Origin of the sequence: Nonomuraea sp. ATR24, assembly GCF_041950485.1 — a bacterium.
Taxonomy (GTDB): Bacteria; Actinomycetota; Actinomycetes; order Streptosporangiales; family Streptosporangiaceae; genus Nonomuraea; species Nonomuraea ceibae.
In genome coordinates, this window is sequence record NZ_JBGNUU010000004.1 from 537,166 (window position 1) to 562,907 (window position 25,742).

29 protein-coding genes and 1 tRNA gene are annotated in these 25,742 nt (G+C 66.9%); all 30 read right to left on the reverse strand.

The window, feature by feature from the left end; genetic code table 11:
* Positions 1-2 precede the first annotated feature (2 nt).
* The 30 genes from rplE to ACBI99_RS13675 all read right to left on the reverse strand — a co-directional run bounded on the left by rplE (position 3) and on the right by ACBI99_RS13675 (position 25,714).
* Positions 3-578: a 50S ribosomal protein L5 gene (gene rplE, locus ACBI99_RS13530; RefSeq protein WP_101783550.1), complete on the reverse strand. Its 576-nt coding sequence runs from the start codon at positions 576-578 to the stop codon at positions 3-5.
* Complete coding sequence (gene rplX, locus ACBI99_RS13535; protein ID WP_246644019.1) at positions 578-877, reverse strand: 50S ribosomal protein L24; 300 nt, start codon at positions 875-877, stop codon at positions 578-580. Before rplX ends, rplE begins: the two co-directional genes overlap by 1 nt.
* An 8-nt stretch (positions 878-885) precedes the next feature.
* Positions 886-1,257, reverse strand: coding sequence for a 50S ribosomal protein L14 (rplN, locus tag ACBI99_RS13540; protein WP_043623452.1), 372 nt, complete (start codon positions 1,255-1,257; stop codon positions 886-888).
* A 189-nt stretch (positions 1,258-1,446) separates the two neighbouring features.
* Positions 1,447-1,737 (reverse strand): 30S ribosomal protein S17, encoded by a 291-nt coding sequence (gene rpsQ, locus ACBI99_RS13545; RefSeq protein WP_219500420.1) that lies wholly within the window; start codon positions 1,735-1,737, stop codon positions 1,447-1,449.
* Positions 1,730-1,966, reverse strand: coding sequence for a 50S ribosomal protein L29 (gene rpmC, locus ACBI99_RS13550; protein WP_049572733.1), 237 nt, complete (start codon positions 1,964-1,966; stop codon positions 1,730-1,732). Before rpmC ends, rpsQ begins: the two co-directional genes overlap by 8 nt.
* A complete protein-coding gene (gene rplP, locus ACBI99_RS13555) occupies positions 1,966-2,385 on the reverse strand; it encodes a 50S ribosomal protein L16 (RefSeq protein ID WP_219500418.1) in 420 nt (139 codons plus the stop codon). Before rplP ends, rpmC begins: the two co-directional genes overlap by 1 nt.
* A 2-nt stretch (positions 2,386-2,387) precedes the next feature.
* Complete coding sequence (gene rpsC / locus ACBI99_RS13560; RefSeq protein ID WP_219500416.1) at positions 2,388-3,248, reverse strand: 30S ribosomal protein S3; 861 nt, start codon at positions 3,246-3,248, stop codon at positions 2,388-2,390.
* Positions 3,248-3,601 (reverse strand): 50S ribosomal protein L22, encoded by a 354-nt coding sequence (gene rplV / locus ACBI99_RS13565; protein WP_049572697.1) that lies wholly within the window; start codon positions 3,599-3,601, stop codon positions 3,248-3,250. The genes rpsC and rplV overlap by 1 nt, the downstream gene beginning before the upstream one ends.
* Before the next feature lie 31 nt (positions 3,602-3,632).
* Positions 3,633-3,911: a 30S ribosomal protein S19 gene (gene rpsS / locus ACBI99_RS13570; protein WP_049572698.1), complete on the reverse strand. Its 279-nt coding sequence runs from the start codon at positions 3,909-3,911 to the stop codon at positions 3,633-3,635.
* An 11-nt stretch (positions 3,912-3,922) separates the two neighbouring features.
* On the reverse strand, positions 3,923-4,759 hold the full coding sequence (gene rplB / locus ACBI99_RS13575; protein ID WP_101783543.1) for a 50S ribosomal protein L2: 837 nt from the start codon (positions 4,757-4,759) through the stop codon (positions 3,923-3,925).
* A 106-nt stretch (positions 4,760-4,865) separates the two neighbouring features.
* Positions 4,866-5,168: a 50S ribosomal protein L23 gene (gene rplW / locus ACBI99_RS13580; protein WP_219500414.1), complete on the reverse strand. Its 303-nt coding sequence runs from the start codon at positions 5,166-5,168 to the stop codon at positions 4,866-4,868.
* Positions 5,168-5,815 carry a 50S ribosomal protein L4 gene (gene rplD, locus ACBI99_RS13585; protein ID WP_375072402.1) on the reverse strand — a complete coding sequence of 216 codons (648 nt, stop codon included), beginning with the start codon at positions 5,813-5,815 and terminating at the stop codon, positions 5,168-5,170. The genes rplW and rplD overlap by 1 nt, the downstream gene beginning before the upstream one ends.
* Positions 5,812-6,465: a 50S ribosomal protein L3 gene (rplC, locus tag ACBI99_RS13590; protein WP_101783540.1), complete on the reverse strand. Its 654-nt coding sequence runs from the start codon at positions 6,463-6,465 to the stop codon at positions 5,812-5,814. The genes rplD and rplC overlap by 4 nt, the downstream gene beginning before the upstream one ends.
* Positions 6,466-6,479: 14 nt before the next feature.
* Positions 6,480-6,788 carry a 30S ribosomal protein S10 gene (rpsJ, locus tag ACBI99_RS13595; RefSeq protein ID WP_030912931.1) on the reverse strand — a complete coding sequence of 103 codons (309 nt, stop codon included), beginning with the start codon at positions 6,786-6,788 and terminating at the stop codon, positions 6,480-6,482.
* A 282-nt stretch (positions 6,789-7,070) separates the two neighbouring features.
* The gene (tuf, locus tag ACBI99_RS13600) at positions 7,071-8,264 is read right to left on the reverse strand and encodes an elongation factor Tu (RefSeq protein ID WP_219500410.1); all 1,194 of its coding nucleotides are present in this window, start codon (positions 8,262-8,264) and stop codon (positions 7,071-7,073) included.
* Between the two features lie 110 nt (positions 8,265-8,374).
* Positions 8,375-10,423 carry an elongation factor G gene (fusA, locus tag ACBI99_RS13605; protein ID WP_246644013.1) on the reverse strand — a complete coding sequence of 683 codons (2,049 nt, stop codon included), beginning with the start codon at positions 10,421-10,423 and terminating at the stop codon, positions 8,375-8,377.
* A gap of 90 nt (positions 10,424-10,513) precedes the next feature.
* Positions 10,514-10,984 carry a 30S ribosomal protein S7 gene (gene rpsG, locus ACBI99_RS13610; protein WP_043623423.1) on the reverse strand — a complete coding sequence of 157 codons (471 nt, stop codon included), beginning with the start codon at positions 10,982-10,984 and terminating at the stop codon, positions 10,514-10,516.
* Between the two features lie 2 nt (positions 10,985-10,986).
* A complete protein-coding gene (gene rpsL / locus ACBI99_RS13615) occupies positions 10,987-11,361 on the reverse strand; it encodes a 30S ribosomal protein S12 (protein ID WP_049572713.1) in 375 nt (124 codons plus the stop codon).
* Positions 11,362-11,981: 620 nt separating this feature from the next.
* Positions 11,982-15,857: a DNA-directed RNA polymerase subunit beta' gene (locus ACBI99_RS13620; RefSeq protein WP_219500398.1), complete on the reverse strand. Its 3,876-nt coding sequence runs from the start codon at positions 15,855-15,857 to the stop codon at positions 11,982-11,984.
* A 14-nt stretch (positions 15,858-15,871) separates the two neighbouring features.
* Positions 15,872-19,351 carry a DNA-directed RNA polymerase subunit beta gene (gene rpoB, locus ACBI99_RS13625; RefSeq protein ID WP_375072403.1) on the reverse strand — a complete coding sequence of 1,160 codons (3,480 nt, stop codon included), beginning with the start codon at positions 19,349-19,351 and terminating at the stop codon, positions 15,872-15,874.
* 435 nt (positions 19,352-19,786) lie between these two features.
* Positions 19,787-20,284, reverse strand: coding sequence for a hypothetical protein (locus ACBI99_RS13630; RefSeq protein WP_219508759.1), 498 nt, complete (start codon positions 20,282-20,284; stop codon positions 19,787-19,789).
* Positions 20,281-20,760 carry a hypothetical protein gene (locus ACBI99_RS13635; RefSeq protein WP_375072441.1) on the reverse strand — a complete coding sequence of 160 codons (480 nt, stop codon included), beginning with the start codon at positions 20,758-20,760 and terminating at the stop codon, positions 20,281-20,283. Before ACBI99_RS13635 ends, ACBI99_RS13630 begins: the two co-directional genes overlap by 4 nt.
* A gap of 156 nt (positions 20,761-20,916) precedes the next feature.
* A complete protein-coding gene (rplL, locus tag ACBI99_RS13640; protein WP_219508761.1) occupies positions 20,917-21,309 on the reverse strand; it encodes a 50S ribosomal protein L7/L12 in 393 nt (130 codons plus the stop codon).
* Positions 21,310-21,377: 68 nt separating this feature from the next.
* Positions 21,378-21,902, reverse strand: coding sequence for a 50S ribosomal protein L10 (gene rplJ / locus ACBI99_RS13645; protein ID WP_138689471.1), 525 nt, complete (start codon positions 21,900-21,902; stop codon positions 21,378-21,380).
* Between the two features lie 246 nt (positions 21,903-22,148).
* Positions 22,149-22,976 (reverse strand): DUF1396 domain-containing protein, encoded by an 828-nt coding sequence (locus tag ACBI99_RS13650; RefSeq protein ID WP_375072404.1) that lies wholly within the window; start codon positions 22,974-22,976, stop codon positions 22,149-22,151.
* A gap of 169 nt (positions 22,977-23,145) precedes the next feature.
* Entirely contained in the window at positions 23,146-23,865 is a 720-nt protein-coding gene (gene rplA / locus ACBI99_RS13655) for a 50S ribosomal protein L1 (protein ID WP_219508763.1), read from the reverse strand.
* A gap of 58 nt (positions 23,866-23,923) precedes the next feature.
* Complete coding sequence (gene rplK, locus ACBI99_RS13660; protein ID WP_219508764.1) at positions 23,924-24,355, reverse strand: 50S ribosomal protein L11; 432 nt, start codon at positions 24,353-24,355, stop codon at positions 23,924-23,926.
* Between the two features lie 115 nt (positions 24,356-24,470).
* The gene (gene nusG / locus ACBI99_RS13665) at positions 24,471-25,259 is read right to left on the reverse strand and encodes a transcription termination/antitermination protein NusG (RefSeq protein WP_219508766.1); all 789 of its coding nucleotides are present in this window, start codon (positions 25,257-25,259) and stop codon (positions 24,471-24,473) included.
* Between the two features lie 65 nt (positions 25,260-25,324).
* Positions 25,325-25,564: a preprotein translocase subunit SecE gene (gene secE / locus ACBI99_RS13670; RefSeq protein WP_219508767.1), complete on the reverse strand. Its 240-nt coding sequence runs from the start codon at positions 25,562-25,564 to the stop codon at positions 25,325-25,327.
* 77 nt (positions 25,565-25,641) lie between these two features.
* A tRNA-Trp gene (locus ACBI99_RS13675) sits at positions 25,642-25,714 on the reverse strand.
* Positions 25,715-25,742: the final 28 nt, after the last annotated feature.

Sequence of the window (25,742 nt, forward strand, 5' to 3'; positions counted from 1 at the left end):
GATCAGGCCTCCTTGAAGGGGAAGCCGAGGAGCTTGAGCAGCGCCCGGCCCTGGTCGTCGTTCTTCGCGGTGGTCACGATCGTGATGTCCATGCCCCGCGGCCGGTCGACCTTGTCCTGGTCGACCTCGTGGAACATGACCTGCTCGGTCAGACCGAAGGTGTAGTTGCCGTTGCCGTCGAACTGCTTCGGCGACAGGCCCCGGAAGTCACGGATGCGGGGCAGCGCCAGCGACAGCAGCCTGTCGAGGAACTCCCACATGCGGTCACCGCGAAGCGTGACGTGCGCGCCGATCGGCATGCCCTCACGCAGCTTGAACTGCGCGATGGACTTGCGCGCCCGGACGACGGCCGGCTTCTGGCCGGTGATCACGGTGAGGTCGCGAACGGCGCCCTCGATCAGCTTCGAGTCGCGGGCCGCCTCGCCGACACCCATGTTGACCTTGATCTTCACCAGGCCGGGGATCTGCATGACGTTCTCGATGCCGAACTGCTCGCGAAGCTGAGCCGCGATCTCCTCGCGGTACTTCGTCTTGAGGCGCGGCGTCGGGCGCTCGGTCTCGGTGGTCGTGGCAGTCATCAGCTGTCCTCACCCGTCTCGTCGGCCTTGTCAGCCTTCTTGTCGGCGGGCTTTTCGGCGGCCTTGTCTTCCTTGAGCTTCTTCACGTTGCTCACGTGGATGGGCCCCTCCATGGTCTGCACGCCGCCGGTCTTGGCGCCACGCGGACCCTGGTTGGTCTCCTTGCCGTGCTTCTTGATCATGTTGACGCCCTCGACCACCACGCGGTCCTCGCGCGGGAAGGTCGCGATCACATGACCCTTGGCACCCTTGTTCTTGCCGGCGATGACCTGGACCAGGTCACCCTTCTTCACATGCAGCTTCGGCATTACAGCACCTCCGGTGCGAGCGAGATGATGCGCATGAACTTCTTGTCGCGCAGCTCGCGGCCGACCGGGCCGAAGATACGAGTGCCACGAGGGTCACCGCTGTCCTTGATGATGACGGCGGCGTTCTCGTCGAAGCGGATGTAGGAGCCGTCGGGCCGGCGGCGCTCCTTGACCGTGCGGACGACGACGGCCTTGACCACGTCGCCCTTCTTGACGCCCGTGCTGCCCGGCAGCGCGTCCTTGACAGTGGCGACGATGACGTCGCCGATACCGGCGTAGCGTCGGCCCGAGCCACCGAGAACACGGATGCAGAGAATCTCCTTGGCACCCGTGTTGTCGGCGACCTTGAGCCGCGACTCCTGCTGGATCACGTTGTACTCCTGTTAGTCGCGCCGGTTCTCATCGCTGAGCCTGGCGGAACCCATCGTTGTCTTGTTCCTCCGGCCACAGCCCCCGTAGGGGGCCGCACCGCAGGCGACGCGGGAGCGAGGCTCCCGCGTCCTTGGACACCGTCATGGGGGCCCTGAGGCCCCCACGAGGCGCGGTATATCCGAGAGGGCCTACTTGGCCTTCTCGAGGATCTCCACGACCCTCCACCGCTTGGTGGCGGAGAGGGGGCGGGTCTCCATCAGAAGCACGCGGTCGCCCACGCCACAGGCGTTGGACTCGTCGTGTGCCTTGTACTTGGTCGTCCGGCGGATGACCTTGCCGTAGAGGCGGTGCTTCACGCGGTCCTCGACGGCGACGACGACGGTCTTGTCCATCTTGTCGCTGACGACCAGGCCCTCACGGACCTTGCGGAAGTTACGCCCCGTCGACTCGGTGGTCTCGGTGGTCTCGGTCTCAGCCATCGCTCGACTCCTTCTCGACCGTGACGATGCCCAGCTCGCGCTCGCGCATCACGGTGTAGATACGGGCGATCTCGCGGCGGACGGCACGCAGCCGCCCGTGGCTCTCCAACTGACCGGTCGCTGACTGGAAGCGGAGGTTGAACAGCTCCTCCTTGGCTTCCTTGAGCTTCTGGACCAGGGTGTCCTGGTCCTCCACCCGCAGCTCGCCGGCGGTCAGGCCCTTAGCCATCACGCCTCACCCACTTCACGCTTAACGATCTTGCACTTCATCGGGAGCTTGTGGATCGCGCGCTGAAGCGCCTCGCGGGCGATCGGCTCGGCCACGCCGGACAGCTCGAACATCACGCGTCCGGGCTTGACGTTGGCGATCCACCACTCCGGCGAACCCTTACCGGAACCCATGCGGGTCTCGGCAGGCTTCTTGGTGAGGGGACGGTCGGGGTAGATGTTGATCCACACCTTGCCGCCACGACGGATGTGACGGGTCATCGCGATACGAGCGGACTCGATCTGGCGGTTGGTCACGTAGGAGTGCTCAAGCGCCTGAATGCCGTACTCGCCGAAGACGACCCTGGTGCCGCCCTTGGCGGCTCCGCTGCGGTCGGGCCGGTGCTGCTTGCGGTGCTTGACCCTGCGAGGGATCAGCATGGTCAGCTCCCTTCAGCACCCGGCTGAGCAGCCGGGCCGGTCTCGGGGGCAGCCTGGGAGGCCGCCTCAGTCCTGGGGGCGCGGTCGCCGCGCTCGCCGCCACGACCGCCACCGCGGCGGGCGCCACCGGCGCCACCACCACGACGCGGACGGTCGCCGCCGCCGCCACGACGGTCGTCACGCTCGCGACGCTGGCCGGCACGGGCGCCGGCAGCCGCCGCCTCGCGCTCGGCGCGGCTCGTCGCGGCCTCGCCCTTGTAGATCCACACCTTCACGCCGATGCGGCCGAAGGTGGTACGGGCCTCGTAGAAGCCGTAGTCGATGTCCGCGCGGAGCGTGTGCAGCGGCACCCGGCCCTCACGGTAGAACTCCGACCGCGACATCTCGGCGCCGCCCAGACGACCGGAGCACTGGACACGGATGCCCTTGGCGCCGGACTTCATGGCCGACTGCATCGCCTTGCGCATGGCACGGCGGAACGAGACACGGCTGGAGAGCTGCTCGGCCACGCCCTGCGCGACGAGCTGCGCGTCGATCTCGGGGTTCTTCACCTCGAGGATGTTGAGCTGGACCTGCTTCTTGGTCAGCTTCTCCAGGTCACCGCGGATGCGGTCGGCCTCCGCCCCGCGACGGCCGATGACGATGCCCGGCCGGGCGGTGTGGATGTCGACCTGGACGCGGTCGGTCGTGCGCTCGATCTCGACCTTGGAGATGCCGGCCCGCTCCATGCCCTTCTGCAGCATGCGACGGATCGCCACGTCCTCGGCGACGTACGACTTGTACAGCTTGTCGGCGTACCACCGGCTCTTGAAGTCGGTCGTGATGCCGAGGCGGAACCCGTGCGGGTTAACCTTCTGGCCCACTATCGGGTCCTTCCCTTCGGCTCGCGGGACTCCACGATCACGGTGATGTGGCTCGTCCGCTTGTTGATCCGATAGGCGCGACCCTGTGCACGCGGACGGAACCGCTTCAGCGTCGGGCCCTCGTCAACCCAGGCGCGGCTCACGAAGAGCGTGCTGGGGTCGAGATCGAAGTTGTGCTCAGCGTTCGCCATGGCGCTGCTGAGCACCTTGTAGATCGGCTCGCTCGCCGACTGGGGAGCGAACTGCAGAACGGCCTGCGCCTCCGAAGCGGGCAGCCCGCGAATAAGGTCCACCACGCGGCGGGCCTTGAGGGGCGTGACACGGACGAACCGCGCCTGAGCCCTGGCTTCCATCGCTTACTCCTCTAAGTGCTTCTGAAGGCGTCTATCGCCGGCTGCGCCGGTCTTCCTTGACGTGGCTCCGGAACGTCCGCGTGGGGGCGAACTCTCCGAGCTTGTGACCGATCATCGACTCGGTGACGAACACCGGGACGTGCTTACGGCCGTCGTGCACGGCGATCGTGTGCCCGAGCATGTCGGGAACGATCATGGAGCGCCGCGACCACGTCTTGATGACGTTCTTGGTGCCCTTCTCGTTCTGGACGTCGACCTTCTTCTGAAGGTGCTCGTCCACGAAGGGACCCTTCTTAAGGCTACGTGGCATTTCGGCTGCTCCTACCGCTTCTTCCTCTTGCTGCGCCGACGGATGATCAGCCGGTCGCTGGCCTTGTTGGCCTGGCGGGTGCGGCCCTCGGGCTTGCCCTTCGGGTTCACCGGGTGGCGACCACCGGAGGTCTTGCCCTCACCACCACCGTGCGGGTGGTCGACAGGGTTCATCGCGACACCGCGGACGGTGGGGCGCTTGCCCTTCCACCGCATACGGCCGGCCTTGCCCCAGTTGATGTTGGCCTGCTCGGCGTTGCCGACCTGGCCGACCGACGCGCGGCAGCGCACGTCGACCATGCGCATCTCACCGGAGGGCATACGCAGCGTGGCGTACTGACCTTCCTTGGCGAGCAGCTGGATCTGAGCGCCCGCGGAACGGCCGAGCTTGGCGCCGCCGCCCGGACGGAGCTCCACCGCGTGGATGAAGGTACCGGTCGGGATGTTGCGCAGCGGCAGGCAGTTGCCCGGCTTGATGTCGGCCGCGGGGCCGTTCTCGATGCGGTCGCCCTGCTTGAGGCCGGTCGGCGCGATGATGTAGCGCTTCTCGCCGTCGGCGTAGTGCAGCAGAGCGATGTTGGCGGTGCGGTTGGGGTCGTACTCGATGTGAGCGACCTTGGCCGGAATGCCGTCCTTGTCATGCCTGCGGAAGTCGATGATCCGGTAGGCGCGCTTGTGACCGCCGCCCTGGTGGCGAGCGGTGACCCGGCCGTGTACGTTACGGCCGCCCTTGTTATGAAGGGGTGCAAGCAGCGACTTCTCCGGCGTGCTGCGGGTGATCTCGGAGAAGTCCGAGACACTGGAACCGCGGCGACCCGGAGTCGTCGGCTTGTACTTACGGATGCCCATCTTTTTCGTTCATCCTCTGTCGGACCCCAGGTCCGGGGACCTGGGGTATCAATTTCGTGCGAAGCCCCAGAAAAGGGGCTCGCGGGAGGCCGGGCCTCCCGCGTGGTTAGCCGATCTGACCGAAGATGTCGATCCGATCGCCCTCGGCCAAGCTCACGATCGCGCGCTTGGTGTCGGGCCGCTTACCGAAACCGGTGCGGGTGCGCTTGCGCTTGCCCTGCCGGTTGATCGTGTTCACGCTGGTGACCTTGACCCCGAAGATCTGCTCAACGGCGATCTTCACCTGGGTCTTGTTCGCGCTCTTGCGCACCAGGAACGTGTACTTGTTGTTCTCATCGATCAGGCCGTAGCTCTTCTCAGAGACGACCGGCTTGAGGATGATGTCGCGCGGGTCGGCGATCTTCTCCATCAGGCCTCTTCCTTCCCGCCCCGGCCCAGCCTGGCGACGACCTGGTCGTACGCCTCCTGGGTGAAGACCACGTCGTCGTGGACGAGCACGTCGTAGGTGTTGAGCTGACCGGAGTCCAGCAGGTGGACCTCCGGCGCGTTGCGCAGGCTCAGCCAGGTCAGCTCGTCGGTCTCGTCGACCACGACGAGGACCGACTTGGCCTGGGTGATGGTACGCAGCGCCTGCAGGGCGGCCTTCGTCTTCGGCGTCTCGCCGGAGACCAGGCTGCTCACCACGTGCACACGACCGCCGCCGGCCCGGTCGGACAGGGCGCCGCGGAGCGCGGCGGCCTTCATCTTCTTGGGCGTGCGCTGCGAGTAGTCGCGCGGCACCGGGCCGTGGACGACGCCGCCGCCCGCGAACTGCGGCGCACGGGTCGAGCCCTGACGGGCGCGGCCGGTGCCCTTCTGCCGGTACGGCTTCTTGCCGCCGCCGGAGACCTCACCACGGGTCTTGGCCTTGTGGGTGCCCTGCCGGCGAGCGGCGAGCTGGGCCACGACCACCTGGTGGATCAGCGGCACGTTGACCTTGGCGCCGAAGATGTCCTCGGGCAGGTCGACGGTCCCGGTCTTCGCCCCGCTGGCGTCAAGGACGTCAATGGTGCTCACTTGGCAGCCCCCTTCTTGGCAGCGGTGCGAACGAGGACCAGACTGCCGTTGGCGCCGGGGATCGCACCCTTGATCAGGATGAGGCCCTTCTCGGCGTCCACGGAATGAACCTTCAGGCTCTGCACGGTGGTGCGGACGTTACCCATCCGACCGGCCATGCGCAGACCCTTGAATACGCGTCCCGGGGTGGCGCAGCCACCGATGGAACCCGGCGACCGGTGCTTGCGCTGCGTGCCGTGCGACGCGCCCAGACCACCGAAGCCGTGCCGCTTCATGACACCGGCGAAGCCCTTGCCCTTGCTCTTGCCCGTCACGTCGACGAACTGGCCGGCCTCGAAGGTGTCGGCCAGCAGCTCCTGGCCGAGGGTGTAGTCGCTCGCGTCGTCGGTGCGGATCTCCGCGAAGTAACGGCGCGGGGTGATGTCGTGCTTACGCAGGTAGTCGCCGAGCGGCTTGTTGACCTTCCGGGGGTCGACCTGCCCGAAGCCGAGCTGGATGGCCGAGTAGCCGTCCTTTTCAGCGGTGCGGACGCGGGTCACCACGCACGGACCGGCCTCGACCACGGTCACCGGGACCATCCGGTTGTCCGCGTCGAAGACCTGGGTCATGCCGAGCTTCTTGCCCAGGACGCCCTTGATCGTCTTAGCCATGTCAGTGCGTTCCCTCAGAGCTTGATCGAAATGTCGACGCCCGCGGGGAGGTCGAGCCGCATGAGCGAGTCAACCGTCTTGGGGGTCGGATCGATGATGTCAATCAGCCGCTTGTGCGTGCGCATCTCGAAGTGCTCGCGGCTGTCCTTGTACTTGTGCGGCGAACGGATGACGCAGTACACGTTCTTCTCGGTCGGCAGCGGCACCGGGCCCGCGACCTTCGCGCCAGTCCGCGTCACCGTCTCGACGATCTTCTTGGCCGAAACGTCGATGACCTCGTGGTCATAGGCCTTAAGCCGGATGCGGATCTTCTGTCCCGCCATAGTGGCCTCGGTGTCCTTCGCTGTCGTCTGAAAAAGTATCGTGCGGCAGGATGCCGCTGGGTGGTGCGATGCTCCACGAGACAGACGCAGTCGATCTGCCTTTTCTTCCGTGATCCGGCAGTAACTTCGGTCACTGGCCTGCTTCGGTCACTGGGCCGAAGTGACTGCTGGATCACGGCTTTGCCGTGGAGCCGGGGAGCGGAGCCCGTACGGACTCCGAACCCCTGTCGTGGTGCGGCGGCCGGCCCCTGTGTGGAGGCCGACCGCCACCCCGCGGTCGAGCTACTTGATGATCTTCGTGACCCGACCGGCGCCGACGGTGCGGCCACCCTCACGGATCGCGAACTTGAGGCCTTCCTCCATGGCGATGGGCTGGATCAGCTCAACGCGCATCTCGGTGTTGTCGCCCGGCATGACCATCTCGGTGCCCTCGGGGAGGTTCACCACGCCGGTCACGTCCGTCGTACGGAAGTAGAACTGCGGGCGGTAGTTGTTGAAGAACGGCGTGTGGCGGCCGCCCTCGTCCTTGGACAGGATGTAGACCTGGCCGGTGAACTCGGTGTGCGGGGTCGTCGTGCCCGGCTTGATGATGCACTGGCCGCGCTCGACGTCGTCGCGCTTGATGCCACGGAGGAGCAGCGCGGCGTTGTCGCCGGCGTGGCCCTCGTCGAGCATCTTGTTGAACATCTCGATGCTGGTGACGGTGGTGGTCGTCTTCTCCGGCTTGATGCCGATGATGTCGACCTGCTCGTTCACCTTGACGATGCCGCGCTCGATACGACCGGTGACGACGGTGCCGCGACCGGTGATCGAGAAGACGTCCTCGACCGGCATGAGGAACGGCTTCTCCGTCTCACGCGGGGGCTCGGGGACGTTCTCGTCGACGGCGTTCATCAGCTCGATGATGCTGTCGGCCCACTTCTCGTCGCCCTCGAGAGCCTTGAGCGCGGAGACGCGGACGACCGGCAGGTCGTCGCCGGGGAACTCCTGAGCGGACAGGAGCTCACGGACCTCGAGCTCGACGAGCTCCAGGATCTCCTCGTCGTCGACCATGTCGGCCTTGTTGAGGGCCACGACGATGTAGGGGACGCCGACCTGGCGGGCCAGGAGGACGTGCTCCTTCGTCTGCGGCATGGGGCCGTCGGTGGCGGCGACCACGAGGATCGCGCCGTCCATCTGAGCGGCACCGGTGATCATGTTCTTCACGTAGTCGGCGTGACCGGGGCAGTCCACGTGGGCGTAGTGGCGCTTCTCGGTCTGGTACTCGACGTGCGCGATGGAGATCGTGATGCCGCGGGCCTTCTCCTCCGGCGCCTTGTCGATCTTGTCGAACGGGGTCGCCGCGTTCAGGTCCGGGTAACGGTCGTGGAGCACCTTGGTGATCGCCGCGGTCAGTGTGGTCTTACCGTGGTCGATATGCCCAATGGTGCCGATGTTCATGTGCGGCTTGTTCCGCTCGAACTTGGCCTTGCCCACTGGTTCTCTCCTTGAGAATCTGACTGACTTTCGTCATACACACTCGGGCCCGGGTGATCCCGAACCCCTAGGCGGCGGGACGGCTCACACCGTCCCGCCAGGGACCGGAACTATTCGCCCCGGGCCTTCGCGACGATCTCCTTGGCGATGCCCGGAGGCACCTCAGCGTAGGAGTCGAACTGCATGCTGTAGCTCGCGCGCCCCTGAGTCTTGCTGCGCAGGTCACCCACGTAGCCGAACATCTCCGACAGCGGCACGAGCGCCTTGACGACACGGGCGCCGGCCCGCTCGTCCATGGCCTGGATCTGCCCGCGACGACCGTTGAGGTCGCCGATGACATCACCCATGTAGTCCTCGGGCGTGGTGACCTCGACGGCCATCATCGGCTCGAGGAGCACGGCGTCAGCCTTGCGCGCGGCCTCCTTGAACGCCATCGAACCGGCGATCTTGAAGGCCATTTCCGAGGAGTCGACGTCGTGCGCGGCACCGTCGGTCAGCGTCACCTTCACGCCCACCATCGGGTAGCCGGCCAGCACGCCGAACTCAGCGGCCTCCTGCGCGCCCGCGTCGACCGACGGGATGTACTCCCTCGGCACGCGGCCACCGGTGACCTTGTTCTCGAACTCGTAACCGTCGTTGCCCTCGCCCAGCGGCTCCAGGTCGATGATCACCCGCGCGAACTGACCGGAACCACCGGTCTGCTTCTTGTGGGTGTAGTCGACCTTCTCCACCTTGCGGCGAATGGTCTCACGGTAGGCGACCTGGGGACGGCCGACGTTGGCCTCGACCTTGAACTCGCGACGCATGCGGTCGACGAGGATCTCAAGGTGAAGCTCGCCCATGCCCCAGATGACCGTCTGGCCGGTCTCCTCGTCACGACGGACCTGGAAGGACGGGTCCTCCTCGGCCAGCCGCTGGATCGCGGTCGACAGCTTCTCCTGGTCGCCCTTGGTCTTGGGCTCGATGGCGACGTTGATGACCGGAGCCGGGAACGTCATCGACTCGAGCACGACCTGGTTGGCCGGGTCGGACAGGGTGTCACCGGTGGTGGTGTCCTTCAGACCCATCACGGCGACGATCTGACCGGCGATCGCCGACGGGCGCTCTTCGCGCTTGTTGGCGTGCATCTGGTAGATCTTGCCGATCCGCTCCTTCTTGCCCTTCACAGAGTTGATGACCTGTGAACCGGCCTCGAGCGTGCCCGAGTAGATGCGGATGTAGGTGATCTTGCCCAGGTGCGGGTCGCTGGCGATCTTGAAGGCCAGCGCGGAGAACGGCTCGGTCGGGTCCGCGTGACGCTCGACGGCCTTGCTCTCGTCACCGACAGCGTGACCGGCGATGGCCGGGATGTCGGTCGGCGCGGGCAGGTAGGCGACGATCGCGTCGAGCAGGGGCTGCACGCCCTTGTTCTTGAACGCGGTGCCACACAGGACCGGGTTGACGGCGCTCGCCAGCGTCGCGCGACGCAGGGCCGCGACCAGCTGCTCCTCGGTGGGCTCGGTGCCCTCGAGGAAGAGCTCCATCAGCTCGTCGTCGTTCTCGGCGACGGTCTCGACCAGCTTGTCGCGCCACTCGCGAGCGGCCTCGGCGTGATCGGCCGGGATGTCGACGACGTCGTACATCTCGCCCTTGGCAGCCTCGGCGCTCCAGAGGAGGCCCTTCATCTTGATCAGGTCGATGACGCCCTTGAAGTCGGCCTCAACGCCCCACGGGAGCTGGACGACGGCCGGGGTCGCGGCCAGACGGCTGATCATCATCTCGACGCAGCGGTGGAACTCCGCGCCGACCCGGTCCATCTTGTTCACGAAGCAGATGCGGGGGACGTTGTAGCCGTCAGCCTGGCGCCACACCGTCTCCGACTGCGGCTCGACACCCGCCACACCGTCGAACACGGCGACGGCGCCGTCGAGCACGCGCAGCGAGCGCTCCACCTCGATGGTGAAGTCGACGTGCCCCGGAGTGTCGATGATGTTGATGGTGTGACCGGCCCACTCACAGGTCGTCGCGGCGGACGTGATCGTGATGCCGCGCTCCTGCTCCTGCTCCATCCAGTCCATGGTGGCTGCGCCCTCGTGGACTTCACCCAGCTTGTAGTTGATGCCGGTGTAGAACAGGATGCGCTCGGTCGTGGTGGTCTTGCCCGCGTCGATATGGGCCATGATCCCGATGTTGCGGACCTTGGCCAGGTCAAGAGCGGTCGTGGTGGCCACTTTCTTCGCGTCCTCGTCGTCTCGTCGAACCCGCCGGGGTTACCAGCGGTAGTGGGCGAAGGCCTTGTTGGACTCGGCCATCTTGTGGGTGTCCTCGCGCTTCTTCACGCTCGCCCCGAGGCCGTTGCTGGCGTCGAGGAGCTCGTTCATCAGGCGCTCGGTCATGGTCTTCTCGCGGCGGGCCCGGGAGTACTGCACGAGCCAGCGCAGGGCCAGGGTGGTGCTGCGCGCGGCGCGCACCTCGACCGGCACCTGGTAGGTGGCGCCACCGACACGGCGGCTGCGGACCTCGAGGGTCGGCTTGACGTTGTCAAGCGCGCGCTTGAGGGTGACGACCGGGTCGTTGCCCGTCTTCTCCCTGCAGCCCTCGAGGGCGCCGTAGACGATCGACTGCGCGATGGAGCGCTTGCCGTCCAGGAGCACCTTGTTGATCAGGGCGGTGACCAGCGGCGAACTGTAAACCGGGTCAGACATGAGCTGACGACGGCCAGGAGAACCCTTGCGAGGCATAGTTAGCTCTTCTCCCTCTTCGCGCCGTAGCGGCTACGGGCCTGCTTGCGGTTGCGGACACCCTGGGTGTCGAGCGAGCCGCGGATGATCTTGTAGCGAACACCCGGCAGGTCCTTCACACGACCGCCACGCACGAGCACGATGGAGTGCTCCTGCAGGTTGTGACCCACACCCGGGATGTAGGCCGTGACCTCGATGCCGTTGGTGAGCCGAACACGGGCCACCTTGCGCAGTGCCGAGTTGGGCTTCTTCGGGGTCGTGGTGTAAACGCGCTGGCACACGCCGCGCCGCTGCGGACTCCCCTTGAGGGCAGGAGTCTTGGTCTTGGAGACCTTGTCCTGCCGGCCCTTGCGGACCAACTGCTGAATAGTGGGCACTGCCACTCCGTTTCGTGCCTTGGCCGGTGTTACGTCAGTAGTGCGAATCCACAGGTTCTGCCGGTGTCATGACCTGCGGATTGTCCTTGCTCCCGCGCCCCCGCGCTCGGGCGTGTCGCGCTATCCGCACAGACACATCCACGACGCTTCAAGCCAGGAAGCCGACTGGCACTCCTCTGATATGAGCGCACAGCCGAGAGCCCGCAAAGCTACGGGCACGATGGTCTAGGTTACCAGGCCCGCCCGACACGTCAAAACGGCGCGAGTCGCTATGGGGGGCGTCTCGCATCCGCTCTGTGCGGCCCGTCTCGTGGCCGCTGCTCCGCCGACCATGATATAGCCCCTTCCCCATGCTCAACCCCAAAACCTTCTTCTTTTCGGACCGGCCCGCCCAAGGCCACGAACAGGCCCATTCGCGTTCACGGCCACGGGCCCACGTCCGCCCGTACGCCGACGCCGTTCCGGGACGACACCCGGCGGAGCACTCGCACCCGTGAAGGGCTGACGGACGCGTACGGACCCCGCACGGGACCTCCACGCCCGAGGCGCGGGGCCCGGAAACGGGAAACGCCCGGGCCTCTCGAACGAGAGACCCGGGCGCTTCGCCGTGCTGACGACCGTTACCGGTTGTACTGACCGAAGTCGTACTCCTCCAGCGGGACGGCCTCGCCGCTGCCGGTGCCGAAGGTGTAGTCGGCCGCGGAGCCGTCGTAGCCGCCGACCGTGTACATGGCGGCCTTGGCCTCCTCGGTCGGCTCGACCCGGATGTTGCGGTACTGGGGCATGCCCGTGCCGGCCGGGATGAGCTTACCGATGATGACGTTCTCCTTCAGGCCCAGGAGCGAGTCGGACTTGGCGTGGATCGCCGCGTCCGTCAGGACCCTGGTCGTCTCCTGGAAGGAGGCCGCCGACAGCCACGACTCGGTGGCGAGCGACGCCTTCGTGATGCCCATGAGCACCGGGCGACCGGCGGCCGGGGAGCCGTTCTCCGCCACCGTCTCACGGTTCATCTGCTCGAAGCGCGGACGCTCGACGAGCTCGCCGGGCAGCAGGTCGGTGTCACCGGACTCGAGCACGTTCACGCGCTTGAGCATCTGCCGCACGATGATCTCGATGTGCTTGTCGTGGATCGACACACCCTGCGACCGGTAGACCTGCTGGACCTCGGCCACCAGGTGCAGCTGCACGGCCCGCGGGCCGAGGATGCGCAGCACCTCGTTGGGGTTGACGGCGCCGGCGACCAGCTGCTGGCCGACCGACACGCGCGAACCCTCGGAGACCAGCAGCCGCGACCGCATGGACACCGGGTAGGCGATCTCCTCGGAGCCGTCGTCGGGCGTGATGACGATCTTGCGGGACTTGTCGGTCTCGTCGATCCGGACCCGGCCCTCCGCCTCGGAGATCGGGGCGACACCCTTGGGGATGCGCGCCTCGAACAGCTCCTGGACTCGGGGCAGACCGTGGGTGATGTCGGCGCCCGCCACACCACCGGTGTGGAAGGTCCGCATCGTCAGCTGGGTGCCGGGCTCGCCGATCGACTGGGCGGCGATGATGCCGACCGCCTCGCCGACGTCCACGAGCTTGCCGGTGGCCAGCGAACGGCCGTAGCAGGTCGCGCAGACACCGATCTTGGCCTCGCAGACGAGCGCGCTGCGGGTGCGGACGGTCTCGACGCCGGCCTCGACCAGGGCGGTGACGTGCGTGTCGTTGATGTCGACACCCGCCGCCGCGATGATCTTGCCGTCGACCTCGACGTCCTCGGCCAGGATGCGGCCGTGCACGTTGGACTCGGCGTTCTCGGCCTTGACCAGGTTGCCCGACGCGTCGCGCTCGCCGACGTGCAGCGGGACCGCGCGGTCGGTGCCGCAGTCGATCTCGCGGACGATGACGTCCTGCGCGACGTCCACCAGACGACGGGTCAGGTAACCCGAGTCGGCGGTGCGCAGGGCGGTGTCGGCCAGACCCTTCCGCTGTCCGTGGGTGGAGATGAAGTACTCCAGCACCGACAGGCCCTCGCGGAACGAGGCCTTGATCGGCCGCGGGATCGTCTCACCCTTGGTGTTGGACACCAGACCACGGATGCCGGCGATCTGACGCACCTGCATCTTGTTACCGCGGGCGCCGGAGTTGACCATCATCCAGACCGGGTTGGTCGCCGGGAAGGCGTTGACCATGTCGGTCTCGACGTCGGCCGTGGCGTGGGTCCAGATCTCGATGAGCTCCTGACGGCGCTCCTCGTCGGTGATCAGACCGCGCTCGTACTCACGCTGCACCTTGTCGGCGCGGCGCTCGTAGTTCTCCATGATTTCCTGCTTGTTGGGCGGCGCGACGACGTCGTCGATCGAGATCGTGACGCCGGAGCGGGTCGCCCAGCGGAAGCCCGCGTCCTTGAGCGCGTCGAGCGAGTTGGCCACCTCGACCTTGGGGTAGGTCTCGGCCAGCTCGTTGACGATCGTGGACAGCTGCTTCTTGCCCACCTGGAAGTTGACGAACGGGTAGGACAGCGGCAGCGTCTGGTTGAACAGGCAGCGGCCGAACGTCGTCTCCAGGCGGATCGGGTCGCCCTGCTCCCAGCCCTCGGGGGCCACCCAGTCACGCGGCGGCAGGACGTCCTTGATCCGGATCTGGATCTTCGCCTGGATCTCCAGCTCGCGACGGTCGAAGGCCATCTGCGCCTCGGCGATGGAGCCGAAGACCCGGCCCTCGCCCAGCGCGCCCTCCTTCATGGTCGTCAGCCAGTAGAGGCCGATGACCATGTCCTGGGTGGGCATGGTGACGGGCTTGCCGTCGGCCGGCTTGAGGATGTTGTTGGTCGAGAGCATCAGGATGCGCGCCTCGGCCTGGGCCTCAGCCGACAGCGGCAGGTGCACGGCCATCTGGTCGCCGTCGAAGTCCGCGTTGAAGGCGGTGCAGACGAGCGGGTGGATCTGGATGGCCTTGCCCTCGACGAGCTGCGGCTCGAACGCCTGGATGCCCAGACGGTGGAGCGTGGGCGCGCGGTTGAGCAGCACCGGGTGCTCGGTGATGACCTCTTCGAGCACGTCCCACACCACGGGGCGGGCGCGCTCGACCATCCGCTTGGCCGACTTGATGTTCTGCGCGTGGTTGAGGTCCACGAGCCTCTTCATCACGAACGGCTTGAACAGCTCCAGCGCCATCTGCTTGGGCAGACCGCACTGGTGCAGCTTGAGCTGCGGGCCGACGACGATGACCGAACGGCCGGAGTAGTCGACTCGCTTGCCCAGCAGGTTCTGGCGGAAGCGGCCCTGCTTGCCCTTGAGCATGTCGCTCAGGGACTTGAGCGGGCGGTTGCCGGGGCCGGTGACCGGGCGGCCGCGACGGCCGTTGTCGAACAGCGCGTCGACGGCCTCCTGCAGCATCCGCTTCTCGTTGTTCACGATGATCTCGGGCGCGCCGAGGTCGAGCAGACGCTTGAGGCGGTTGTTGCGGTTGATGACCCGGCGGTAGAGGTCGTTCAGGTCGGAGGTGGCGAAGCGGCCACCGTCGAGCTGAACCATCGGCCGCAGGTCCGGCGGGATCACCGGGATGCAGTCGAGGACCATGCCGCGCGGCGAGTTGGTGGTGTTGAGGAACGCGGAGACGACCTTGAGCCGCTTGAGCGCGCGGGCCTTCTTCTGGCCCTTGCCGCTGCGGATGGTCTCGCGCAGGTTCTCGGCCTCGGCGTCGAGGTCGAAGCTGATCAGGCGGTCCTGGATCGCCTGCGCGCCCATGCCGCCCTTGAAGTAGCGGCCGAAGCGGTCACGCATCTCGCGGTAGAGCAGCTCGTCGCCCTCGAGGTCCTGGACCTTGAGGTTCTTGAAGCGGCTCCAGACCTCCTCGAGCCGGTCCAGCTCACGCTGGGCCCGGTCGCGGAGCTGGCGCATCTCGCGCTCGGCGCCCTCACGCACCTTGCGGCGCTGGTCGCCCTTGGCGCCGGCGGCCTCGAGCTCGGCCAGGTCGCCTTCGAGCTTCTTCTGCCTGGCCTCGACGTCGGCGTCGCGACGCTGCTCGATGTGCTGCCGCTCGACGGAGATCTTCGCCTCCAGCGAGGGCAGGTCACGCTCACGCATCTCGGTGTCGACCTGCGTGATCATGTACGCCGCGAAGTAGATGACCTTCTCCAGGTCCTTCGGGGCGAGGTCGAGCAGGTAGCCGAGGCGCGACGGGACACCCTTGAAGTACCAGATGTGGGTGACCGGCGCGGCCAGCTCGATGTGGCCCATCCGCTCACGGCGCACCTTGGCGCGCGTGACCTCGACGCCACAGCGCTCACAGATGATGCCCTTGAAGCGGACGCGCTTGTACTTGCCGCAGTAGCACTCCCAGTCGCGGGTCGGGCCGAAGATCTTCTCGCAGAAGAGCCCGTCCTTTTCCGGCTTGAGGGTGCGGTAGTTGATGGTCTCGGGCTTCTTGACCTCGCCGTGCGACCACTGACGGATGTCGTCGGCCGTCGCCAGCCCGATCCGAAGCTCGTCGAAGAAGTTGACGTCCAGCATTCGTGCGATCCCCCTCAGACTTCTTCCACGCTGCTCGGCTCACGCCGGGACAGATCGATACCGAGCTCCTCCGCTGCGCGGAAGACGTCCTCGTCGGTGTCGCGCATCTCGATGGACATGCCGTCGCTGGAGAGCACCTCGACGTTCAGGCACAGCGACTGCATTTCCTTGATGAGGACCTTGAAGGACTCGGGGATTCCCGGCTCCGGGATGTTCTCGCCCTTGACGATGGCCTCGTAGACCTTCACACGGCCGAGGACGTCGTCGGACTTGATCGTCAGGAGCTCCTGCAGGGCGTAGGCGGCGCCGTACGCCTCCAGCGCCCACACCTCCATCTCACCGAAGCGCTGGCCGCCGAACTGGGCCTTACCGCCGAGCGGCTGCTGGGTGATCATGGAGTACGGGCCGGTCGAACGCGCGTGGATCTTGTCGTCGACCAGGTGGAGGAGCTTGAGGATGTAGATGTAGCCGACCGAGATCGGGTACGGGAACGGCTCGCCGGAACGGCCGTCGTACAGCCGCGCCTTGCCGCTCTGCTCGACCATCCGGTCGCCGTCACGGTTGGGGATGGTGTTGCCGAGCAGGCCGACGATCTCTTCCTCGTGGGCGCCGTCGAAGACCGGCGTGGCCATGTTGGTGCGCGGCTCGACCTGGCCGAAGCCCTTGTCGCGCAGCCGCTCGGCCCACGCCTCCTGGACGCCGGTGATGTCCCAGCCCCGGGCGGCGATCCACCCCAGGTGGGTTTCGAGCACCTGGCCGACGTTCATTCGGCCGGGCACGCCCAGCGGGTTGAGGATGATGTCGACCGGGGTGCCGTCCTCCAGGAACGGCATGTCCTCGACCGGCAGGATCTTGGAGATGACGCCCTTGTTGCCGTGGCGGCCGGCCAGCTTGTCGCCGTCGGTGATCTTGCGCTTCTGGGCCACGTAGACGCGGACCAGCTCGTTGACGCCGGGGGGAAGCTCGTCGCCCTCCTCGCGGCTGAACACGCGGACGCCGATGACCTTGCCCTGCTCGCCGTGCGGAACCTTCAGCGAGGTGTCGCGGACCTCACGGGCCTTCTCACCGAAGATCGCGCGCAGCAGCCGCTCCTCGGGGGTCAGCTCGGTCTCACCCTTGGGCGTGACCTTGCCGACGAGGATGTCGCCGGGGACGACCTCGGCGCCGATGCGGATGATCCCGCGCTCGTCGAGGTCGGCCAGGACCTCTTCGGAGACGTTCGGGATGTCGCGGGTGATCTCCTCCGGGCCCAGCTTGGTGTCACGGGCGTCGACCTCGTGCTCCTCGATGTGGATCGAGGAGAGGACGTCGTCCTGGACCAGCCGCTGGGACAGGATGATCGCGTCTTCGTAGTTGTGGCCCTCCCACGGCATGAACGCCACGAGGAGGTTCTTGCCCAGCGCCATCTCGCCCTTGTCGGTGCAGGGACCGTCGGCGATGACCTGGTTGACCTCGATGCGGTCGCCCTCGGCCACGATGGGCTTCTGGTTGAACGAGGTGCCCTGGTTGGAGCGCTTGAACTTGGCCACCCGGTACGTCGTCCGGGTGCCGTCGTCGTTCATGACCGTGACGTAGTCGGCGGAGACCTCCTCGACCACGCCGGCCTTCTCGGCGCTGATGACGTCACCGGCGTCGGTCGCGGCACGGTATTCCATGCCGGTGCCGACCAGCGGCGCCTCGCTCTTGAGGAGCGGCACCGACTGGCGCTGCATGTTGGAGCCCATGAGCGCGCGGTTGGCGTCGTCGTGCTCGAGGAAGGGGATCATCGCGGTGGCGACCGACACCATCTGGCGCGGCGACACGTCGATGTAGTCGACTTCCTCGGCGCGGGCGAGCTCGGTCTCGCCGCCCTTGGTGCGGACCAGGACGCGGGACTCGGCGAACGACCCGTCGGGGTTGAGCACCGTGTTGGCCTGCGCCTTGACGAAGCGGTCCTCCTCGTCGGCCGTCAGGTAGTCGATCTGGTCGGTGACCTTGCCGTCGACGACCTTGCGATAAGGAGTCTCCACGAAGCCGAAGGCGTTGATCCGGCCGTAGGAGGCCAGCGAGCCGATGAGGCCGATGTTGGGGCCTTCAGGGGTCTCGATCGGGCACATCCGGCCGTAGTGGGACGGGTGCACGTCTCGGACCTCGAAGCCGGCCCGCTCACGCGACAGACCACCGGGGCCCAGCGCGGACAGACGCCGCTTGTGCGTCAGGCCGGCCAGCGGGTTGGTCTGGTCCATGAACTGCGACAGCTGCGAGGTGCCGAAGAACTCCCGGATCGACGCGACGACCGGGCGGATGTTGATCAGGGTCTGCGGCGTGATCGCCTCGACGTCCTGCGTCGTCATGCGCTCGCGCACGACGCGCTCCATCCGGGCCAGGCCCAGGCGGACCTGGTTCTGGATCAGCTCGCCGACGCTGCGCAGGCGGCGGTTGCCGAAGTGGTCGATGTCGTCGGTCTCGACGATCACCGTGTCGATCGGCGCGCCCTCGGCGGCCGGCATCGTCTCCTCGCCCGCGTGGAGGCGGACGATGTACTCGATCGTGGCGACGATGTCCTCTTCGGTCAGCGTGCCCTGCGTGATCTCCGCACCGACCCCGAGCTTCTTGTTGATCTTGTAGCGGCCGACCTTGGCCAGATCGTAACGCTTGGGGTTGAAGTACAGGTTCTCCAGCAGGGTCTGCGCCGACTCCTTGGTCGGCGGCTCACCCGGCCGCAGCTTGCGGTAGATGTCGAGCAGCGCGTCGTCCTGACCGGCCGTGTGGTCCTTCTCCAGCGTGGCCCGCATCGACTCGTACTGCCCGAACCGCTCGAGAATCTGGTCGCTGGTCCATCCCAGCGCCTTGAGAAGCACGGTGACGGCCTGCTTGCGCTTACGGTCGATGCGCACACCGACGCTGTCACGCTTGTCGATCTCGAACTCGAGCCAGGCACCCCGCGACGGGATGACCTTGCAGCCGTACAGGTCCTTGTCGGACGTCTTGTCGACACTGCGGTCGAAGTAGACGCCCGGCGAACGCACCAGCTGCGAGACCACCACACGCTCGGTGCCGTTGATGATGAAGGTGCCCTTCGGCGTCATGAGCGGGAAGTCGCCCATGAACACCGTCTGGCTCTTGATCTCACCGGTGGTGTTATTGATGAACTCCGCCGTGACGAACATCGGGGCGGAGAAGGTCATGTCCTTGTCTTTGCACTCATCGACTGAGTACTTGGGCGGCTCGAACCGATGGTCGCGGAACGACAAGGACATGGTCCCCGAGAAGTCCTCGATGGGACTGATCTCTTCGAAGATCTCTTCGAGGCCCGACTGGGTCGGGACGTCCTTGCGACCGGCCTGGCGAGCCGCCTCGACCCGGCCCTTCCACTTCTCGTTGCCCAGCAGCCAGTCGAACGACTCGGTCTGCAGGGCGAGAAGGTCAGGAACTTCGAGGGGCTCCTGGATGCGCGAAAAAGAGACGCGACGGGGACCGGCGGGTACGGCGGAGGCGTTGCGCGAGGCTGCCAACAGATGTCCTTCCGAGGGCTCGCGGCGGACTGACTACACGCACGCCAGACAACCTCGCAACGTGAGCAGCGGAGCGGGTCGTCAAAGGGCAGCGCAAAGGGGCAGTGTAGCCGAACGGCACACGCCTGTCCACTTCGCTCTCGCTGCATGCTCCACGTTGGTCGCAGCATCGCCCGTCCGAGCGTAAACGTCAAGCCCGTTAGGCCGACTTTTAGCCGACTTAGGGCCCGGACGCTGGGTTTTCTCCCCTGTGTGATCGGTCGCCTACCGCCAGGCCCAAGACGATACCCGCGAACGGGGGCGGTTAACGCTCCGTCACACCGGGGGTCGAACCCATGCCGACAACCGGTGTAGCAGTGACGGGGATACCCATCCCCAAGGCTTCGCCAAACCTGAATTTTGATAACAATTGAAGGTCGCGCCACGCCCGAGCCCTCAGGCGCTGCCGATCAGCGTCGACAGGTCGGCCACCAGCCAGCGGGAATCTTGCCACACCATGACGAACCTGGCGCGGTTCTGGCTGACCTGTTGCTGCGGCTCGGCCTTCCCGGTGATCGCCTTGACCGTACCCGTGTTCACGAACAGAAGAACCTCGACGCGCCCGGGTTCGGCCCGTTCGACCGCCGCGGCCACGACCGAGGCGGTCTGCACCGTCTTCTGGGCCTTCGCCTTGGCCACCAGCGTGCCCGACAGCTCCCGGTAGTATCGGGTCAGCGCGCCGGTCGTGTGCCGGCCGGCCCGCGCCAGGTCCTGCTCCACCGTGCGATAGTCGTAGGAGAGCAGATCAGGCGCGACGGCCCGGGCGGCGGCCATCGCCTCGGTCCCCGACCTCTCGCTGTCGTGCAGCGCCTTGTAGTCGAGCAGCAGCATCGCGCACGCGACGCCGAGCGCGAGCGTCAGCACCGCCAGCAGCACGGTCGCGATCCGCCTCACACCTGCACCGCCTTCGACACCAGCCACACGCCGCCGGTCCTGGCCAAGTCCATCTCCCACCGGTAGAAGCGCTCCTGCGGCGCGTTGCGGGAGCCGTCCCAGCGGATCTGCCCGTCGGCGACCACGAGCGCCTTGGCCGTGCGCGGGCCGATCGACACCAGCCCGGTGGCGCGCACGACGCCCTCCTGGACGACCTTGCCCGACTTCGTGGTGTCCTTGAGCTTGCCCGCCCCGGCCTCGTACTCGGCCCGCGCGGCGCCCGTCGAGGTGGCCAGGATGCGGGCCACGTCCGCGTCGATGGTGCGGTAGTCGAGCGAGAGCAGGTTGACCGCGTGGGCGCGGGCGGCCAGCAGCACCGCCTGCCGGTCATCCCAGGCGGCCTGCGCGTCGCGGTCCTGGACGACGAGCCAGGTGGCGGCGGCGCCCAGCAGCGCCACCGCGGCGGCGAGCAGCCAGTTGAGGAGGCGGGCGGACATCGCAGCCACGTTCTGCCCCCTTCCGGACCGGTCGCCGGATCATAACCCGGCGCCTTCCCCCGGGTCTCTCAGACGGCTATACAGGCCCTTCTGGAGGCATGCGAAAGGGGCGGCACACCCGGCACCAGGGTGTGGCCGCCCCTCAGGCGAAACGAACTACTTGACGGTGACCGTGGCGCCGGCGCCCTCGAGGGCAGCCTTGGCCTTCTCCGCCTGCTCCTTGTTGACCTTGCCGTCGAAGACCGGCTTGGGAGCGCCGTCCACCAGGTCCTTGGCCTCCTTCAGGCCGAGGGACGTGAGGGCGCGGATCTCCTTGATGACCTGGATCTTCTTGTCGCCGGCGGCCTCGAGGATGACGTCGAACTCGTCCTGCTCCTCGACGGCGGCGGCCTCGCCACCGCCACCGGCGGCGGGGGCGGCGGCAACCGCGACGGGGGCGGCGGCCTTGACGTCGAAGACCTCCTCGAACTGCTTCACGAACTCGGAGAGCTCAAGAAGGGTCATCTCCTTGAACGCGTCGAGCAGCTCGTCGGTGCTGAGCTTCGCCATGATGTTTCCTCCGTTTACGACTTGCGAAATTTAGGAACGGGACCGCGGGTGTTGCGGCAATCCCCGTGTTACTCGCCCGCCTCTTCGCGCTTGGCGCGAAGGGCGTCGGCCAGCTGGGCCATGTTGGTCGGCAGCGCGGCGAACATCGCGGCAGCAGCGCTCTGCTTCGCCTTCAGGGCACCGGCCAGCTTCGCGAGGAGAACCTCGCGGGACTCCAGGTCGGCGAGCTTGGTGATCTCGGTGGCGTCCAGCGTCTTGCCGTCGAGGACGCCGCCCTTGATCACCAGAAGGGGATTGGCCTTGGCGAAGTCACGCAGACCCTTGGCCGCCTCGACAACGTCGCCGTTGACGAAGGCGATCGCGGTCGGACCGGCGAGCAGGCTGTCGAGGCCCGCGAGACCGGCCTCGTTGGCCGCGATCTTGGTCAGGGTGTTCTTCGCCACGGCGAACTTCGCATTCTCACCGAGAGAGGTGCGCAGCTCCTTGAGCTGGGCAACGGTGAGACCGCGGTACTCGGTCAGAACGGCGGCAGCGCTGCCTTCGAACTCGCTCTTGAGCTCGGCAACCGCTGTCGCCTTATCCGCCCTCGCCATGGGCCTCCTTCCAGATGTGCCGCCGGCGAAGGGAGTCAGAAATGAGAACAGCCCCGGGCGCAGGGCGCACACGGGGCTCACGCACATGGATCACTCCATGCGGGGAAACTCGCATTCACACCTGCGCGGGCCGTCCACGAAGTCGTGGATCCTTCGGTCGCCAGGCATTTGAGGCACCTGACGACGACCGGCGGTCTTCGGCAACGACCAGAGTACGGCCTGGTCGCCGAGTTTCCAAATCGCTCTCTAGTTGGTCGTGCCCTTGGGCAGCTCACCCACCTGGTCGGCCGGGGGCGCCTGGATGTCGACGGGCTCGTTGAAGCCCTTGAACATCAGCGCGGCGTCCATCGTGCCGCCGTCCTTGGAGCCGCTCATCGTGAGCTTGCGGGGCAGCTCGTCGGCCGCCACCCAGATGTCGAACTTGACGTCCTTGAACTCGGCGAGGCCCTTCCTGGCCTGCTCCTGCTCCTCGGCGGGCAGCTGCCGCACGGCGGCGTCCACCGGGAACGTGCCGCTGTAGTGGGTGGTGTCCTCGCCGCCGACGCTCTCGGTGCCGACGGCCTTGACGTTCTGGGAGGCGGTGACCATCTTCGTCACGTTGGCGAGGTCGAACTGCTGGATCTGGCCCAGCAGCTGGTCGACCTGGCCCTGCTCGCCCATCTCGGCCAGCGGCACCTTGATCCACGGCTTGGTCGCGCCGAGCATCTTGTTGAGCGCCTCGACCTTCACGTACACCGTGTCGCCCTGCAGCACCGCCCGCGCGCCGCCCGGCAGGCCCTTGCCGCCGACGTCCGCGCTGTCGAGCGTGAGGTCCACGGCCAGCTCCGGCTTGCTCTGGTAGAGCATGCGGCCCTGCACCTTGCCGGCGCCCTGGTCGGGATGCGAGACGTTGACGACGGCGTCGACCGTGTAGGAACTGACGTCCGCCGTCCGCTGGGCGGCCTGCGCCAGCACCTCGGAGGCGGCCAGATTGACGTGGAGGGGCTGCGCGTTCGTTCCGCAACCGGCCACAGCGGCCGCGACGAGAGCGGCACCGGCCGCGGCGGTGGCGAGAGAAAACCTGCGCTTCAGCATGATTCGACCCTACGTGTCGGGAGTCTGCCCGTGGCGTCTTCCCGCGACATCTCCGGGAAAACCCAGGGGCGTCCCTGACCCGTACGCGCTGACCGTACGCGCTGGGCCCGTACATGCGAAAAGCGCGCCCGCCCCGAAGGGAGAGCGCGCTCTTCTACGCGGAGGAGGCTCAGGCCTCCAGCTCCGCGGCGAGGCCGCGGGTGGCGTTGGGGTCGACCGGGACGCCCGGGCCCATCGTCGTCGAGAAGGTGACCTTCTTGACGTAACGGCCCTTGGCGGCCGACGGCTTGAGACGCAGCACCTCGTCGAGGGCGGCGGCGTAGTTCTCGATGAGCTGAAGCTCGCCGAACGACGTCTTGCCGATGACGAAGTGCAGGTTGGCCTGCCGGTCGGTGCGGAACTCGATCTTGCCGCCCTTGATCTCCGTCACGGCCTTGGCGACGTCGGGGGTCACCGTGCCGGTCTTCGGGTTGGGCATGAGACCACGCGGGCCCAGGACGCGGCCCAGGCGGCCGACCTTGCCCATGAGGTCCGGCGTGGCGACCACGGCGTCGAACTCGTTGAGCCGGTTGCCCTTGGCGATCTCGTCGATCAGCTCGTCGGCGCCGATGATGTCGGCGCCCGCCTCGCGGGCCGCCTCGGCACGGTCACCGGTCGCGAAGACCAGGACCCGGGCGGTCTTACCGGTGCCGTGCGGAAGGTTGACCGTGCCGCGCACGATCTGGTCGGCCTTGCGAGGGTCGACGCCCAGCCGCAGCGCGACCTCGACGGTCGCGTCGAACTTGGTGGTGGACGTCTCCTTGGCCAGCTTGGCGGCCTCGGCGGGGCTGTAGAGCTTGTCGCGGTCGACCTTGGCCGCCGCGTCCTTGTGCGCCTTGCTGCGCTTCATCTCGGTCTCCTTGTGGTCTGCGGGCCGGCGTGCGGCCCTCCCACGGTCAGGGAAAGGGTCAGTCGGCGACGGTGATGCCCATCGACCGGGCGGTGCCGGCGATGATCTTCTCGGCCGCCTCGATGTCGTTGGCGTTGAGGTCGGGCATCTTCGTCTCGGCGATGCTGCGCAGCTGGTCGCGGCTGAGCTTGCCGACCTTGTCCTTGTGCGGGACCGCGCTGCCCTTGTCGAGGCCCAGAGCCTTCTTGATCAGCTCGGGCGCCGGCGGCGTCTTGGTGACGAAGGTGAAGCTGCGGTCTTCGAAGATGGTGATCTCGACGGGGATGATGTTGCCCCGCTGGGCCTCCGTGGCAGCGTTGTACTGCTTGACGAAGTCCATGATGTTGACGCCGTGCGGACCGAGGGCGGTACCGACCGGCGGGGCGGGCGTGGCCTGGCCAGCGGGAAGCTGAACCTTGACCAGCGCCGCGATCTTCTTCTTCGGAGGCATGTGTCCTTCTCCGGGTCCTGATTGCGATGCCGTCCGGACGCGGATGCGCCCGGACATGTCGGAGGCCGCCCTCGCGACAGGCGGCCGACCGAACGTCTAAGTGTAGGTGATCGTCCTAGATCTTCGAGACCTGGTTGAACGAGAGCTCCACCGGGGTCTCCCGGCCGAAGATCGACACGAGCACCTTGAGCTTCTGCGACTCGGGGCTGATCTCGCTCACCGAGGCGGGCAGCGTGGCGAACGGGCCGTCCATGACCGTGACCGACTCGCCGATCTCGAACTCGACCGTGGGGCCGGTGGCGGTCTTGGTCGTGGCCTTCTTGCTCTCCTCGGTGGGCTCCGGGGCGAGCAGCTTGGCGACCTCGTCGAGGCTGAGCGGGCTGGGCTTGTTGGACAGGCCGACGAAGCCGGTGACGCCGGGGGTGTTGCGCACCGCGGCCCACGACTCGTCGGTCAGCTCCATGCGCACCAGCACGTAGCCCGGCAGCACGCGCTCCTTGACCGGGACCTTCTTGCCGCTCTTGAACTCCTGGACGGTGTGCGTCGGCACCTCGACCTGGTAGATGTAGTCCTCCATGTTGAGCGACACGTTGCGGCTCTCGATGTTGGACTTCACCCGGTTCTCGTAACCGGCGTAGGAGTGGATCACGTACCACTCGCCGGGGAGCCCGCGCAGGCCGCGCTTGAACTCCTCGACCGGGTCGACGTCGGGCTGAGCGTCACCCTCGTCGTCGACGGCGGGAGACTCGTCGGCGGCCACGGGGGACTCTTCGGTCTCCTCGGCGGCCTCGTCGTCGCTCTCCGCGACGTCGTCGACGGTCTCCTCAGCGGCCTCGAAGGCCTCTTCCGGCTCGCGGTCCCGCTCGTCGCGGGAGTCGTCCGCCGGCACTGAAGACTCGGACACGGTGGCTCTTCCTCTTTCGTTGAATCGAACGGCGACTGCGTCAGGCGGGCACCGGCGGAGTCAGATCAGCCGAAGATTTCCAGGACGGCCCAGCCGAGGCCGGCGTCCAGCCCGTAAACGATCGCCACCATGATCGCAACGAATATCAGAACGATCGTCGTGTAGGTGACGAGCTCCTTGCGTGTCGGCCAGATGACCTTACGCAGCTCGCTGATGATCTGACGGTAGAAGAGGGCAGGAGAAGTGCGCTTCTTCTTCTCACCGCTAGGCTTGCCTGCGGTCTCGCCGCGCGTGTCGATCGCCACAGTCCTCACCTGAATCAGTCGTATCCAACGCAGTTTTGCGGCGCGCTGACACGCCTTCGTTGCGCGGACCGCACTCGCAGGGCACGAGGGACTCGAACCCCCAACCGCCGGTTTTGGAGACCGGTGCGCTACCAATTGCGCCAGTGCCCTATGTCGTCAACCACACTACCCTGATTGA